The organism is Kitasatospora sp. NPDC034533 (assembly GCF_055575155.1).
In genome coordinates this window covers 1-14,916 of sequence record NZ_JBVITE010000104.1, presented here as the reverse complement: position 1 = coordinate 14,916, position 14,916 = coordinate 1, and the positions used below count along the sequence as shown (strand labels likewise).

The 14,916-nt window shown below is 73.0% G+C and carries 13 protein-coding genes; 2 read left to right on the top strand and 11 right to left on the bottom strand.

Annotation, left to right across the window (positions count from 1 at the left end):
* Positions 1-91: 91 nt before the first annotated feature.
* The 4 genes from ACZ55U_RS37265 to ACZ55U_RS37250 all read right to left on the bottom strand — a co-directional run bounded on the left by ACZ55U_RS37265 (position 92) and on the right by ACZ55U_RS37250 (position 3,783).
* Positions 92-1,129: a serine hydrolase domain-containing protein gene (locus ACZ55U_RS37265; protein WP_465533752.1), complete on the bottom strand. Its 1,038-nt coding sequence runs from the start codon at positions 1,127-1,129 to the stop codon at positions 92-94.
* 2 nt (positions 1,130-1,131) lie between these two features.
* Entirely contained in the window at positions 1,132-2,430 is a 1,299-nt protein-coding gene (locus ACZ55U_RS37260) for a UDP-N-acetylglucosamine 1-carboxyvinyltransferase (RefSeq protein WP_465533750.1), read from the bottom strand.
* Between the two features lie 2 nt (positions 2,431-2,432).
* A complete protein-coding gene (locus tag ACZ55U_RS37255; protein ID WP_465533748.1) occupies positions 2,433-3,167 on the bottom strand; it encodes an LbetaH domain-containing protein in 735 nt (244 codons plus the stop codon).
* A gap of 109 nt (positions 3,168-3,276) precedes the next feature.
* The gene (locus ACZ55U_RS37250; protein WP_465533746.1) at positions 3,277-3,783 is read right to left on the bottom strand and encodes an ATP-binding protein; all 507 of its coding nucleotides are present in this window, start codon (positions 3,781-3,783) and stop codon (positions 3,277-3,279) included.
* Between the two features lie 219 nt (positions 3,784-4,002).
* Here ACZ55U_RS37250 and ACZ55U_RS37245 point away from each other — a divergent pair, with 219 nt between their 5' ends.
* Positions 4,003-5,277, top strand: coding sequence for a transcriptional regulator (locus tag ACZ55U_RS37245; RefSeq protein WP_465533744.1), 1,275 nt, complete (start codon positions 4,003-4,005; stop codon positions 5,275-5,277).
* Between the two features lie 101 nt (positions 5,278-5,378).
* On the top strand, positions 5,379-6,152 hold the full coding sequence (locus tag ACZ55U_RS37240; protein WP_465533742.1) for a GNAT family N-acetyltransferase: 774 nt from the start codon (positions 5,379-5,381) through the stop codon (positions 6,150-6,152).
* A 62-nt stretch (positions 6,153-6,214) separates the two neighbouring features.
* Here ACZ55U_RS37240 and ACZ55U_RS37235 read toward each other — a convergent pair whose 3' ends face one another.
* The 7 genes from ACZ55U_RS37235 to ACZ55U_RS37205 form a co-directional block, all read right to left on the bottom strand.
* Positions 6,215-7,441: an IS110 family RNA-guided transposase gene (locus ACZ55U_RS37235; protein ID WP_465533740.1), complete on the bottom strand. Its 1,227-nt coding sequence runs from the start codon at positions 7,439-7,441 to the stop codon at positions 6,215-6,217.
* Between the two features lie 649 nt (positions 7,442-8,090).
* Positions 8,091-10,439, bottom strand: coding sequence for an FtsX-like permease family protein (locus ACZ55U_RS37230; RefSeq protein WP_465533738.1), 2,349 nt, complete (start codon positions 10,437-10,439; stop codon positions 8,091-8,093).
* A complete protein-coding gene (locus ACZ55U_RS37225; RefSeq protein ID WP_465533736.1) occupies positions 10,436-11,122 on the bottom strand; it encodes an ABC transporter ATP-binding protein in 687 nt (228 codons plus the stop codon). The genes ACZ55U_RS37230 and ACZ55U_RS37225 overlap by 4 nt, the downstream gene beginning before the upstream one ends.
* Positions 11,119-11,652 (bottom strand): PadR family transcriptional regulator, encoded by a 534-nt coding sequence (locus ACZ55U_RS37220; RefSeq protein ID WP_465533734.1) that lies wholly within the window; start codon positions 11,650-11,652, stop codon positions 11,119-11,121. Before ACZ55U_RS37220 ends, ACZ55U_RS37225 begins: the two co-directional genes overlap by 4 nt.
* Before the next feature lie 246 nt (positions 11,653-11,898).
* Positions 11,899-12,729 carry a MaoC family dehydratase gene (locus ACZ55U_RS37215; RefSeq protein WP_465533732.1) on the bottom strand — a complete coding sequence of 277 codons (831 nt, stop codon included), beginning with the start codon at positions 12,727-12,729 and terminating at the stop codon, positions 11,899-11,901.
* Positions 12,730-12,746: 17 nt separating this feature from the next.
* On the bottom strand, positions 12,747-13,715 hold the full coding sequence (locus ACZ55U_RS37210) for an NHL repeat-containing protein (RefSeq protein WP_465533730.1): 969 nt from the start codon (positions 13,713-13,715) through the stop codon (positions 12,747-12,749).
* Positions 13,716-13,835: 120 nt separating this feature from the next.
* Positions 13,836-14,711 (bottom strand): alpha/beta fold hydrolase, encoded by an 876-nt coding sequence (locus ACZ55U_RS37205; RefSeq protein WP_465533728.1) that lies wholly within the window; start codon positions 14,709-14,711, stop codon positions 13,836-13,838.
* Positions 14,712-14,916: the final 205 nt, after the last annotated feature.

Genomic DNA, 14,916 nt, shown 5'->3' with positions numbered 1-14,916 from the left:
ACCACCCGCCTGACCGCCAGCCCCGACAAAGTCGGGCAATACCTCCGCCCGAAACCCCTCGCGGCAGCCTAAATCAGTATCGAACGCCCTCTCAGGAGGTGATCGCCTTCAGGGCGAGGGTCCGCAGCGGGGCGAGGCGGGTGCGGTTGTCATGGTGGTGGTAGACGGCGTTGGTGCAGATCGCCAGGTAGCGGCCGGTGTCCGGGGCGAGGTAGAGGCTGGTGCCGGTGAAGCCGTGGTGGTAGGCGACCCGGCCGCCATGCGCGATGATCCAGGCCAAGCCGCGGTGGAGACCGGGCTCGATCTCGGCCACCGGCTTCATGCTGTACGCGAGCCAGCGGCCCAGGGGAGCGCCGGTGGCGTGCGGGGTCAGCAGGTGGGTGGCGAAGGCAGCGAGGTCGGCCGGGGTGGTGAACACCCCCGCGTGGCCGGCGACTCCGCCGAGCAGGGCGGCGTTGTCGTCGTGCGGCATCCCCCACAGCCGGGGTCCACCGGCTAGGCGCTGCTCGGTCGGGGCGACCCGAGCCGAGCGGGGCACCGGTCCGTACGTCGTGTTCGGCATGCCGAGGTGCTGCCAGAGCTCGGCCGCCAGCTCGTCCAGGCGCCGGCAGCGGTGGTGGGCCAGGGCCAGGCCGAGGATGATGAAGCCGCGGTTGATGTAGCGGTGACCGGCTCCGGGGTGGGCGATCAGCGGCTCTCCGCAGATCAGTTCGGCGAGCGGCTCGGCGCGGTGCCGGTACTGGTCGAGGCGGGTGTCGGCCCGCAGGCCGGAGGTGTGGGTGAGGATCTGCCGGGGTGTGACCCGGCCACCGGGGGCGCCGGCCGGGATGTCGGGCAGCAGTTCGCGGATCGGGACGTCCAGGGTGAAGCCGTCCAGGAGGGAAGCGCCGACCAACGGCCAGGTCGCCAGGACCTTGGTCAGGCTGGCGACGTCGTACACGGTGTCCGGGCCCGGCCGGGCGTCGCCGCACTCAGGGGCGACGACGCCGGAGGTCAGGTATCCGGGCTCGCCGTCGGTCGTGCCGTGGGCGATGACGCCGCCGGGCACGTTGCCGTCGCCGGTCATCAGGTCCAGGCACTCGCGCAGTTCGGCGAGCGCGCTCGGGTTCCACGGCACGATGGGATTCATGGCTACTCCTGGTCGATCGTCAGGTCGGCACCGAGCGCGGCAAGTTTGGGCAGCAGGTCGCCGTAGCCGCGCCGCAGGTGGTACATCCCCCGGATCGTAGAGGTGCCCTCGGCCGCCAGCGCGGCGAGCACGAGCGCGGTCGCGGCCCGGATGTCCTCCCCTTCCACGTCGGTGCCCCTCAGCAAGGACGGGCCGTCGACGGTGATCAGCGATCCCTCCGCGTTGACGGCCGCGCCGAACTTCCGCAACGGGGCAAGGTGGGTGTCGCGCTGGCTGTAGATCCGCTCGTCGAGGAGGGAGGTCCCCGGGGCCTGGGTCAGGGCGGCGGTCAGCTGGGGCTGCACGTCGGTCGGGTAGCCCGGGTGCGGGCCGGTGGCCATCTCCACCGGGCGCAGCCCGGCCGGCACGGTGACCGTCGTCCCTCCGTTCACGGCCGTCAGGAGGATCCCCGCGTGGGCGAACACCAACACCAGGCCCGCGGGGAAGCCGTCCGGCGGGAAGGCGTCGAGGTGGACGGTCCCGCCGGTGATGCCGGCGGCGAGCGCCAGCGTGGCGGCCTCCAGCCGGTCGGGTGGCACCGCGAAGACTCCGCCGGCGATGTGGCCGGTGCCGGTGACGTGCAGCGCCTCGGTACCCTGCCACTCGATGCCGACGCCGGAGCCGGCGAGCAGGTCAGCGGTGGCGATGACCTCGGGCTCGATGCTTGGCCCGAGGATCGAGGAGGTACCCGGGGTGCGGGCGGCGAGCAGCATCGCGGTGACCGTCGCGCCGAGGCTCGGGCCCCACCGCTCGGTGGTGACGGTGGTGATGAACGGCAGTCGCTTCGAGCTGGTCATGCGGGCGCGCACGCGGCCCCGGTTGACCTCGACGCCGGCGCCGGCGGCCTCCATGGCGGCCAGGTGCAGGTCGATGTAGCGGGCGCAGAAGGCGTCGCCGCCTGGCATCGGGAAGGTCACCTCGCCGCAGCGGGTGAGCAGGGCGGCGGCCAGGACCGCGGTGGTCCGGATGCTCCGGCCGAGGTCGTCCGGGATGACCGGGAAGTAGGAGTCGGCGGGCCGGGTCTCGAACTCGTCGGCGGTCACGGCGGCACGGGTGCCGGTGCGGCGGAGGATCTCGGCGCACACGCCGGTGTCGAGGATCGCCGGGGCACCGGTGAGGGTGAGCGGCTGGTCGGCGAGGATCGAGGCGGCGTACAGGTGCAGGGCGATGTTCTTGCTGCCCTGCACGGTCGCGGTGCCGACCAAGCGGCGGCGGCCGGTGACCCGCAGGGCGAGCCTGCCGGTGGTCGTGGTGGTGGTCATGGTCACCTTCCCTGGGTGCCGGCGGGGAAGAACCCACCGATCTGGGTGCGGGGGTAGAGCAGGGTGTGCGCACCGATGAGGGTGGCGGGCTGGAGCACGGTGCCGGCCGGGATGATCACCCCGTCACCAATGACAGCGCCGAACTTGGTCTGGCCGGTGTGCACCTTGTGGCCGTCGAGGTGGGCACAGACTTCCTCGACAGCCGGCTCGACGACCGGACCGCTGGTGACCCGTAGTCCGGTGGTGGAGACGAACGCGCCGATGTTGACGTCGAGTCCGAGCACGGAGTCCCCGACGAACGAGGTGTGTTTCATGAAGACGCGGCCGGTCAGCAGCGAGCGGGTGACCTCGGCTCCCCAGCCGATTCGGCAGTCGGGGCCGACGATCGTGTGGTCCCGGACCCGGGCGCCGGAGTCGATCACAGCTCCGGGGCAGACCAGCACGGGGCCGGTGACGACCGCGCCCTCGGCGATCACGGCGCCGGCCGCCACGGTCACCTCGCCGCGGACCACGGCTCCGGGCTCGACCCGCCCGGTCGGCTCCGGCAGCGGGATCTCCAGACGCCCGGCGAGCAGGTCGGCGATCGCCTTCTTCAAGCCGAACACGGTCGGGCAGCGGCCCAGCAGGTACGCGATGACCGGGTCGGTGACCTGCTCGGTGTCGATGTAGTACTCGGGAGTGGTGCGGTAGTCGACCTGCTCCATCTCGGTGTGGAGCGCGGTGTCGGACAGGTGCATGGCCGGTTCTCCTCTCGGTCGAGCGAGTGGAAAAAGGTGTGAGTCCCCGGCGCCTACGGCGTAGGCGGTCGCCCCGGCCGTGGCCGGGGTCGGACGGCGGGCGCTGCGGTCAGTGGCCCAGGGCCGGTATCGGCGAGCCCGGGGGCCGGGCCAGACGCCGAAGGACCGCCTTGGCGGCCCGGCTGGGGCGCACGACGAGCTGGCGCCGGGACAGCGGCTGCTGGGGCAGAGCGATCTCCGCCCAGACCCGCTTGCCCCTCTTCGTCCGTTGGGCGCCGTAGTGCACGGCCAGCTGCTCGACCAGCAGCAGGCCGCGGCCGACCTCCTCGTCCGGGTCGGCGATCCTCGGCCGCGGCATCGTCGCGCAGCCGTCGTAGACCTCGACCAGTGCCTTGGCCAGCGCCGGGTTGACGTAGACGCCGATGGTCAACAGTGCGCCCTCCGTGTGCCGGACGGCGTTGGTGACCAGTTCGGTCGTCACGACGTCGAACGCGAGGCGGGTGTTGTCGTCCAGCCGCACCCGCCAGCCGGCCAGCAGTTTGGCCACCTGCCGTCGGGCGTCCGGTACCGAGGCCGGGGCGCGGACGATGAAGAACGACGCGGTGTGTACGGGCATCACGACGAACCCTTCAGGGGCAGGGCTTTGACGGGGAGGCTTCAAATCACCGGAGGCAGGGAAAGAATGGGCATCACCTGATCGATCCACTCGGTGACTCTCAGTCAACTCCGTTTCGTAGCTGGTCCGCTGGTGCCATCAAGGGGGCCATTTCCGCCCCCGGGGGCCGCTGGGGGGCCAGGATCAGGGACTGGAGGATCAGATGCTTAGGAGACGGGCATGATGGCACCAGACGGCATCGGGGTGCTGCTGCGCGAGCGCAGGGAAGCAGCCGGCCGTTCCCGGGACGAACAGGCCCTGCTCCTGGAGCAGTTCCAGGGCGGTGAGCGGTTCGACCCGGAGAACTTGAAACGATGGGAGACGGAGAAACGCCTGCCGACTCCCCGGTGGTACCCCCTGCTCGCCGACGGCTACGGGCTGGCGGTGCAGGAGATCGTCCGAGCCGTGGCAGAGTCCCGACGCTGGCGCAGGAGCGTGCGCCGCGCGGACGGCGTTGATCGGGAGGAGGACACAACGGTGAAGCGCAGGAGCTTCCTCGGAGTGGCGGCGCTGGCGACGGGGGTTGTGGCCCTGCCCGGCATCGCCGAGGCACGCCAGGGCATCGACGCGGGACTCTCCGGCTCGGATGCCGGTGATCTCGCCTACCTGGACGGGGCGTTCGAGCGCCACCGCGGCGGCTACCGCGGGCGGCCCCCGACCGCCGTCCTGAGCCAGATGAAGGACGACCTCAACCTCCTGCGCGATGTCCTGGGGCGCCCGCACCCGGCCACCGAACGCGCCGGCCTCGCCCGCACGGCCGCCGGGATCACCGGGCTGGTCGCGATCATCCAGCACGACCGAGGCGACCACCGCGACGCGCACGGCTGGTTCACCACCGCCGAGCAGGCCGCCCGCGAGTGCGGCGACCGGCAGATGCTCGCCTGGGTGCTGGGCCGCCACGCGATGGTCCACCTCAACTACGGTGCCCCCAACGCCGCCGCCGGCCTCGCCACGCGCGCCCGGTTCGAGAGCGGGCAGACGCCGACCGCCGCGGCTGCCCTGGCCGCCGCCGTCACCGCCCGCGCCCTCGCTGCCGCCGGAAACCAGGAAGGCGCCCTCCTGGCCGTCGCCGACGCCCGCGACATCGCCGAGCACCTCGACGGCACCCAGGCCGCCGACACCTGGTTCGGCTACCCGATGCAGAAGCACCACGTCCACCTCAGCCAGGCGTTCACGCTCATGGGCCGCACCCGCGACGCCTACGACGAGCAGGAAGCCGCCCTCGCCCTGACGCGTTCCCCGTCCGTGATGACCCGGGCCCTGCTGGAGATGGACGCCGCCGCCTGCGTGCACGCGGACGGCGACCCCACCGCGGCGGCGGACAAGGCCATCAGCGTGTGGGAGAACCTGCCGGCCGCCTACCGCGACGGCCTGGTCCGCACCCGCGCCGAAGCCCTGTGCCAGTCGCTGCCTGGGGCGGCGCACGACCGGCTCGGGCAGGCCCTCACGAGCTGAGAGCAGGCCGGCCAGGCCCCTCCGGCGCCAGGAGCACGGGGCTCCGGGGCGCCCCGCACTCCGCGGCCCCGGGGTTCAGGAGGAACCAGTTCGCCACGTCCGTGCTCTCGCAGTGCTACCTGGCAGGCGGTCAGGTCGAGCGCGGGATCAGCATGGCCGGCAAGGCGCTGGACATCTACCCGCCCGTCAACTGCCCCCGCTGGGCGGTCCGCCTTGGCTCTGTCCGGGACAAGGTGGCCGGGTTCGATCTCCCCGACGGGGCCGCCTTCGTGGAACGCTACGACACCGTCACCCCACAGCGTAGGGACAGGAGCAGCAACGTGGCCGCCCAACCCGGACCGACCCTGACCGTCACCTACTACACCGCCGAGGACCTGCCCCAGATCGAGCCGGTGCTACTCGACCTCTACGACCGGATCTACGCCGAGGAGAAGGCGGGAGACCCGTTCTTCACCATGGAGGCGTTCACCGCCCGTCTTCACCGCCAGGCCGCCAGTCCGCGCTGGGGCTGTGCGCTCGGGGAGGTCAACGGTCGGCCGGTCGGCTACGCCTACGGGTTCGCGCGGACGGCCGGCTACCAGTGGGGCGGCCTGATCGAGGCGGAGCCCGGCGTCGACCTCACGGAGACGGACACCCGCACGTTCGCGTTCTGCGAGATCATGGTTCTCCCCGAAGTCAGGGGGACCGGCATCGCCCGCACCCTGCACGAGGAGCTGATGTCGCGCCGGATCGAGGAGCGGTCGAACCTCCTCGTTGAGGAGGGACACCCGAAGGTCCGGGCCCTGTACGAGCGGTGGGGGTACGTGAAGATGGGGATCATGCAGCACCCCGGTTCGCCCCGCTACGTCTCGATGTTCCGGCCCGTCATCCTCTGAGCCGGCGGACGGCGCCCGCCGGCTCACCGCCCGTCAGGTCAGACACCCCATGACGTTTGTGGTCAAGCGGGGTGGGGTTGTGCGTGGTGGGACCAGGCGGTTGCCTCGTCGTAGTGGGTGCGGGTCTTGAGGCATCCGTGGAGGATGCCGACGAGCCGGTTGCCGACCTGGCGGAGGGCGGGGTTGTAGCCGGCCTCACGGGCTCGTTGTTTGTCGTAGTAGCGGCGGGCTCCGGGGGACGCGCGCAGGGCGGAGAACGCCTGGCGCTGGAGGGCGTCGGCGAGCCGGTTGTTGCGCGCGAAGCGGGCCTGGACGCTATGGCTCTTGCCGGAGGCCCGGGTGACCGGGCTGGTCCCGGCGTAGTTCTTGCGGGCCTTGGCGGAGCTGTAGCGGGTGGGGTCGTCCCCGAACTCGGCGAGCACCCGGGCGCCGGTGATCTCGCCGATGCCGGGCATCGACAGGTAGATCTCAGCGTCCGGGTGCGCGAGAAAATGCGCCTTCACCTGCTCTTCCAGCGCCGCTATCTGCTCGTTGAGGGAGAGTAGGAGGCGGGCGTGGGCGGTGGTCGCGGCCGCGTAGGCGGCAGCCACCGGCTCGGGCAGTTCCAGCTGCTTCTCGCGCAGCGCGGCCTGGATCGCGCCGGCCTTCTGGTCCCGGTCGCGGCGCCGGGCCCGGGCGAGGACCGCGGCGATCTGTGACCGGGTCAGCTTCGCCGCCGAGGCCGGGTCGGGCGCCTTGATCAGCAGTTCCAGTGCGTCGTTGCTGGTCAGCTCCAGGGCGGCGTAGGCGGTCAGGGCTGCGGGGAAGTACTCGCGCAGCGTGTTGCGGAGCCGCTGGAAGGTGCGGGTGCGCTCCCAGATCAGAGTCTGGTGGGCCCGGGCGACGACCTTGACGGCCTGGGCCCGGTCGCTGTCGCCGGCGATCGGCCGCAGCTGGTCCCGGTCGATGCGGACCATGTCCGCCAGCGCGTGGGCGTCGCCCTTGTCGCTCTTGGCGCCGGAGGTGCCGTACCGCTCCTTGAACCGGGCGACCTGCCTCGGATTGATCGCGTAGACCCGGTATCCAGCGGCGATCAGGGCCTGCACCCAGGTGCCCCGGTCCGTCTCGATCCCCACGACCACCTCGGCCGGGTCCGGGTCCTCGCCGGCGTGCTTGGCCACGAGCTCGTGGAACCTGGCGATGCCCTCCGCGCCCTCGGGCAGCCTCGCGGTCGCGAGCCTGCGGCCTGTGGCGTCCTGGACCTCCACGTCGTGGTGGTCCTCGGCCCAGTCGTCGCCGATCAGCAGCAACTCTTCCTCCCCATCGCGTACTTCCTGGTCGTGCAGCCTGCGGAAGACGCGGCACGCGGCCTAATGGATCCAGTGCTCACGCCTCACTCGGCGGGCACGCCACCCCATCAGCGGTCATGGCCTTCCGGCCGACCAGCAGGGGCACGGTCTGACCTCAGAACTCACAGGTTCCGGCGATGTGAGTGCTCACCTGCTGGCGGCTACGGCACCGAGTCTCTACGACCCGGCAAGTCCCATTAGGACGAAGGAGTCCTGGCGCGGCGGGGTCGGCAGCACCCGGGCGAACTCGGCGAAGGCAGTGACGACCGGGAGGCGCCCCCACAGCTCCGCACACACCCGGCAGGAGATCCGTCGCCCTCGCCCCGGCCGCACACCCGGTGCTCGCCCTCGACCGCATGCTCCACCACTGGGTGCGTGCACAGCGGGCAGGGGCGCAGCCGGGCGGCCCGCTGGATTCGATGGCGGGGCCGATCGAGCCGCGGGCGCCGGCACCTCACCGCGGGCACCCGGAGGACGCGCGGCGCCCCGCCGAAGGGGGAGTCCGGCGGGGCGTAGCTGCCGGCCGGGCCTCGACCCCCCGTTCCGCCGCCACCGCTCTCCAGGCAGACGCCGGCCGCTTCGCGCCGGACCTCGGTTCGAACCGGCGCCGTCACTCGTGGCGCAGCGTCTCCGGCCGCATCAGCCGGAGGAGCTGCGGCAGCCCCAGGACGGTCGTCAGGAGGACCGCGCCCGCCGCGACCGCCGTCAAGGCGAGCATCGAGCCCCAGTCTGCACTCACCGGAACGCCCGCCGAGTACTGGAGCACCGCGCCGGTCAGCAGGCCGCCGACGGCTGCCAGCGCCAGGCCCAGGGCCATCGGGACCAGCGTCTGCCACAGCACCGACAGGCCCAGGACGCGGCGCCGGGTGCCGACGGCGTTCAGGACGCCGAGTACGCGGCGCTGCTCGCGGAACCGCTCCAGCTGGCCGACCAGGAGGCTGAGCGAGACCAGGAGGAGGGTGACGGCCGATCCGGCGGTCAGCAGGCGCTTGACGGCGAGGTAAGTGGAGTCGGGTGCGGGGTCGAGCGGGAACTCGGCGCGGGCCTGCGGGTCGATCGCCATCACGGCGGTGGTCAGCCGTTCCTCCGGGTCCGCCAGGCCGTCGTCGAGCGACACCAGGACGGTCGCCGGCTGTCCGCGCAGCACCTCGGCCGGTACGGCGGCGGGGGTGAGGAGCAGCAGCCCGGGCCCGATCCTTCCGTTGGGGTCGGCGTCCGCGACGGCCGGGACGGTCGCGGTCACGGCGGGCAGCGGGAAGGGGACCGGGTCGCCGGTGCCCCGGAAGTAGGCGGCGCGCACGGTCGTCCCGGGCTGGAGCGGTTCGGCGTCCGGCTGCCCGGCCGGGCCCTGGACCGCGAAGGCGTCGCCGTCCTTGCAGTCGGGCAGGGTCGCGAAGCCGCTCAGCACCGCGCAGGAGGCGATGCGGACCGCGGGCATCCGCCAGGACTCGGCCGTGTCGCTCTCCAGGTAGAACTGGGTGTAGGCGGCGGTGGCCTTGACGCCGGCGCTGTGCGCCACGCGGTCGGCGAGGGCGTCGGCGGTGGGCGCGCCGCCGGGGAAGGTCACCGACTGCCGGTAGGGCCCGGTGGCGGGCAGCGGCCGGGCGCGGTCCTCGTACTGGGTGCTGATGCCGAGGAAGAGGGTCTGGAGGGCGATGGCCCCGGCGATCGCCACCACGACGCCGCTGACCGCCGCGGCGGCTGGCCCGGGGCTCATCCGCAGGCGGCGGGTGGCCAGTTGCCAGGACAGTCCGCCGCCACCGGCCCGCCGGGTGACCGCCTCCACCAGCCACGGCAGCAGGGTGCAGAGCCCGATCAGCACCAGCAGCACGCCGACCGCGACGAGGAGCGCACCGTGCGTGCCTCGCGCCGGGTCGACGAGCGCGAGGGCGAACACCGTCAGGGCCAGGCCGGCCAGTGGCAGCACCAGCCGCCAGCCGATCCGGCGGCGCCCGGGGGCGGAGCGGCGGACCGTGCCGAGCGGGTCGAGCGCCGCCCGGCGCATCGCGAGCACGGTGACGCCGATGCCCAGGAGCGGCACGACGACGGCGATCGCGGCGGCGACGGCGGGCTGGGGTGCGACGTCCTCGGGGTAGAAGCTGAACCCGGCGAGGCGGACGTGTCCGATGAGCTGCCGGCCGAGCAGGAACAGCGCCGCGCCCACCGCGAGGCCCAGCACCGCGCCCACGAGGGATTCCCCGGCGGCGATCCGGGCGGTCGTGCGGAGGTCCGCGCCCCCCAGGCGCAGCGCGGCGAGCCGGCGGTCGCGCCGTTCGCCGCCGAAGCGCGCGGCGGCGGCGAGGAAGACGCCGACCGGGGCCAGCATCACCGTCAGGCCGACGGCGTTGAGGAGGATCAGCTTCGGGTCCATGGGCTTGGGCGGGGAGAAGTGGCCGTACTCGGTGATCCGGAGGGCGCCGGTGTCCACCGAGAGGTGGTCGGCACCGAGCACGTAGCCGGCCTGGCCGGGCCCAAGCAGCCCGGTCGGGCCGATGGTGCCGGTGACGGGGTAGGGCAGGCGGTCGCGCAGCAGCTGGTTGGCGGGGTCCTTGAGCAGGTCGGCCAGGGCCGGGGAGACGGCCATCTCGCCGGGCTTCGGGTAGGCGGCGAGCCCGGGCGGGAGCGCGGCGTTGGGGCCCTCGGGCTGGACGACGCGGCCGCGCACGGGCGTGCCGTGGAAGGTGGTGTCGGCCACGGCGACGAGGACGGTCCGGTCGCCGGGGACGGGCAGGTCCTCGTCCCGGAAGGTGTCGTTCTGCACGTACAGGCGCTGGTCGCGGTGGTGCACGATGCCGGGGAAGGAGGCGGTGAAGAGCAGCAGGGCCACGCCCAGGCCCACGCCGCAGGCGGTGAGCAGCAGTCGGCCCCAGCCGTCCCGCCCGCTGGTGAGGGCCAGTCGGGCTCCGAGGGCGAGGTGGTCCAGGAACGGCCAGCGGATCCGGGGGTCGGCGGCGCTCATCGGGTGGTGACCAGGTCGCGGGTGCGGCCGTCGCGGACGACGATCTCGCGGTCGGCGTAGGCGGCGACCCGTACCTCGTGGGTGACCAGGACGACGGCCGTGCCGCTCTCGCGGGCGGCGCGGGTGAGCAGCTTCATGACGCGTTCGCCGTTGAGGGAGTCGAGGGCGCCGGTGGGCTCGTCGGCGAAGACGGCCTCGGGGCCGGTGATCAGGGCTCGGGCGGCTCCGACCCGCTGACCCTGGCCTCCGGAGACCTCGCCGGGGAGCTTGGCGGCGACGTCGGCCACCTCCAGGCGTTCGAGCCATTCGGCGGCGCTGGCCTCGGCGGCCTTGCGGCGCAGCCCGTTCAGGCGCAGCGGCAGGGCGACGTTCTCCAGGCAGGAGAGCTCGGGGACGAGCTGGCCGAACTGGAAGAGGAAGCCGAACCGGGTGCGTCGCAGGGCGCTGAGTTCGGCGTCGGTGGCGGCGGTGAGGTCGCGGCCCCGGTAGGTGATGGTGCCCCGGTCGGGGCGGGTGATGCCGGCGAGGCAGTGGAGGAGGGTGGACTTGCCGGAGCCGGAGGGGCCCATGACGGCGACGAGTTCGCCGGCGGCGACGGTGAGCGAGGCGCCGTCGAGGGCCGGGGTGGGGCCGAAGGCCTTGTGGAGGTCCCGGGCGTGGAGGAGGGGCTCGGTGGTGGTCAACGCGGGGTCTCCGTCAGGCGGGCGGTGAGGTCGTCGAGGCGGGCGGCGGTGAGTTCCAGCCAGCGCAGGTCGGCTTCGAGGTGGAACAGGGCGTGGTCGCAGATCAGTTCGTCGGCGAGGTCGCCGGCGAGCTTGCGGCGGGTCAGTTCGCGCATGGTCCGCAGGTGTTCGGCCCGCTGGGCGTCGAGGACGTCGGCGGCCGAGCGGCCGGTGAGGATGGCGAGGACGACCTTGTGGTAGAGCGTGCTCTGCAGGTAGGGCTGGGGGTCCTCCGGCTGGCCGAGCCAGTCGGCGAGGTCGGTGACGCCGGCGTCGGTGATGGCGTACCGCTTGCGTTCCGGGCCGCCGCCGGTCTCCGTGCCCTCCACGACGACCAGGCCGTTCTTCAGCAGCCGGGAGAGCGTCGCGTACACCTGCCCGTAGTGGAGGGCGCGGTCGCGGCCGAAGTGCTCGTCATAGAGGCGTTTGATGTCGTATCCGTGCCGGGGCTGGGCTTCCAGGAGCCCGAGGAGCATCTGTCCGAGTGCCATGATCGAGGACTATACACACCATGTATAAACAGTGTGTATAGCGCGGCGCGGGGGTCCGGCTCGGTGGGCGTGCGGGAGCTGCGGGAGCTGCGGGAGCTGCGGGAGCTGCGGGAGCTGCGGGACCGGCCCGGTGCACCGGGAGTTCGGGTGCCGACCGGCTGGCCGCCGATGGCCGCCCGAGGGCCGCCGGCATCCGGCGAGCACCTCGGGCGGCCACCCGGGTCAGGTGACGAGCGGACGGCCCGCCTACGGACGGACCTCGTGGTCGACGCCCAGATCCGCGTCCGCGTCGTAGCCGGCCGGGCCCCGCTCCGGCACCGACGGATGCGCGAGGTCGGTGCCCAGGTCGAACCCGGCCGCGCCGATGGCGGACGAGAGCTCCGCCTCCTCCCGGCGGGCCTTGGCCCGGTCGTGGTGGCGCTTCATCCGCTCCACGAGTCCCGGGTGCGGTTCGGAGCCGGTCACGGCCGCGTCCTGCGGTGCTTCGGACGGCGGGGTCGTGGCGACCGGCGCCTGCGCCGGGACGGCCGGGTCTGCGGCCCCGGAGCCGGGCTCGGGCACGGCCGGCGGGACCTGACGGGGTCGCCGGCGCAGGAGGTACTTGTGCCGGCCTTCGAGGACCAGCTCGCCCCGCTGGTTGTGGATCGTGGCGGCCGTCACCACCACGCCCGTCTCCTCCTGGGGTTCGAGAGCGGTGATGGTCAGCGCGGGGTAGAGGGTGTCACCGGAGTGCACCTCGCCGAGGAAGCGGCACGAGAGCTCCAGGAAGCTGATGAACACCTCGCCGATGACGTGCGGGAACAGCGTCGCGCCCGGCGCGGTGAAGGCCAGCACCTGGAGACCGTGCACGACCGGCGCGCTGTGGCCGTGCTTGCGGGCCCACTCGGCGTCGTAGTGGACCGGGTGGTTGTCCGCGGACACGGTCTGGAACGCGGCGGCGTGGGCGTCGGTCAGCGTGCGGCTGGGGGCGCGGAACACCTCGCCGACGGTGAGCTCGTCGAACGTCCTGGCCGGGACCAGCAGGAAGGCGTCCGGGTCGAAGGCCTCCGCGGGTGCGGTGGTCTGAGGGGCGGTCATGGTCGTCTCCAGGGGGTTCAGTGCCTGGGGCCCGCGAGCAGGCGGGCGGTGAGCAGGTTCGGGTCCTGCCGGGTCTGGTACGCGGCGCCGGTGACCCAGAACCGGTTGCCGCGGACGGCGACGGCGGTCGGGTTCTCCAGACCGTCGGCGTGGTCGAGCACGATGGTGTGGCTGCCGTCGTCGGCGACGAGCGCTATTTCGTCGAGGGCGTTGAGGGCCGCGAGGGCCTGGTCGCCGTGGCCGGTGAAGGCGAAGTCGTCGATGCCGGTCAGGCCGGTCGCGGCGACCTGGACCGGGCCGGCGGTGCCGTCGGGTCGGATGGCCACGCGCGACAGGGTGCCGCGGTCGAGGTTGCTGACCCACACAGCGCCGTTGTGGACCTTGACGCCGTTGGCCCCGAGGAAGCCGTCCGGGTCGAGGGCGCTGCCGGTCGCCCAGGCGCGGGCCGGCCCGCCGCCGCGGGGGATCCGCCAGACCGTGCCGAGCACGGAGTCCGCGGCGTACAGGTCACCGGTGCGCTCGTCCAGGGCCAGGCCGTTGGGCAGCCCGTCGGCGGGCAGGGCGGTGACGCGTTCCGGCGTGCCGCCGGGAGCGAGCCGCCACACCCCGGTCAGGTCGGCGGTGCCCGTGGCGTAGAGGAAGTAGAGGACGCCGTGGTCCGCGCGGACGATGCCGCCGAGGAAGGGCGCGGTCAGCGCGGGCGTGGCGGCTCCCGTCGGCGGGGCCGGGAGGGTGGCCAGGACCTTCACGTGGCCGGTGCCGTCGATCTCGGCCACCTGGCGGGAGAACGCGAAGGTCACGGCGGCGCTGCCGCCGGGGAGCAGGGTGATGTTCTCGGGCTGCTGGCCCGAGGCGAGGTCCAGGTGCGCGACGATCGTCGGCCGGCCCGCCGGCGGGGACGAGGCCGAGGCCGGGCCGGCGAGGGTGGTGGCGAGCGCGGCGGCGAGGACCGCCGCGGAGAGCGGGAGCGTGGAGCGGATGCGCATGGGGCTGTCTTTCTTGTCGGTTCGGTTCTCCGGACCCGGGCCGCAGCCGCGGGTACGTGAAGGGGATTCGGTTCGGGTTCGGGTTCGGGCCCGGGTTCGGGCCCGGGTTCGGGCCCGGGTTCAGCCGGTCCAGTCCGTCAGGAAGGCGAGGAGTTCGGCGTTGACGACGTCGGGGCGTTCCTCCTGGCAGAGGTGTCCGCACTGCGGGATGGCGACGCCGCGGACGTCGCGCGCGATGCCGCGCCACACGTCGAGCACGTCGTACGCCCGGCCGACGGCGCTGAACTCCTCGCCCCAGATGGTCAGGACCGGACACTCGATCAACCGGTCGGCGTCCTCCCGGTCCTGGGCGACGTCCTCGGCCGCGGCCCGGTAGTCCATGCAGGAGCCGCGCACCGCGCCCGGCTGCTGGTAGGCGCGGACGTAGACCGCGATCTCCTCGGGACTCAGCATCTGGGGGTCGTACGACCAGCTGCGGTAGAAGTGGGTGAGCCAGATCTCCTCGCGCCCGGCGATGAGCGCCTCCGGGAGGTCGGGCACGCCGAGGAAGGTGAAGAACCAGTAGCCCTGCCTGGCCAGGGTGACGTCATAGGTGTCGGAGACGACCCGGGTCGGGATGTTGTCCATGGCCACGAAGCGGTCCAGCCGCCCGGGGTGGTCCTTGGCGAACCGGGTGCCGACCCGCGCGCCGCGGTCGTGGCCGACCAGCGCGATCCGTTCGTGTCCGAGGTGGTCCATCAGCGCGAGGAGGTCACGGGCCATGGTCCGCTTGTCGTAGCCGGAGGCGGGCTTGTCCGTGTCGCCGTAGCCGCGCAGGTCCGGCGCGATGACGGTGAACCGCTCGGCCAGGACCGGGATCTGCTTGCGCCAGCCGTACCAGGTCTCCGGGAAGCCGTGCAGGAGGTAGACCGGCGGGCCCTGGCCCGCGCTGACCCAATGCTGCTTGATGCCGTTGAGCTCGGCGGTGTGGTGGGTGATGCCTGTCGGATGCGTCATCGGTGAGTCCTTGTCACCCCTGCGGGACGAAGCGGTAGGGGGCTGGCGTCGGAGGCACACCGCACCAGGCCGGCGGGCGTCGCCGCCGACTTCCCGGCTCCCGTCCCGCACCCTAGATGACTGATGCCAAGGGCTCGCCTGCGCGCATGACATGAAGCGAGGGAGTCCAAAGATCGGTTGTGACGCCTGATCTGGACTCCCTCGC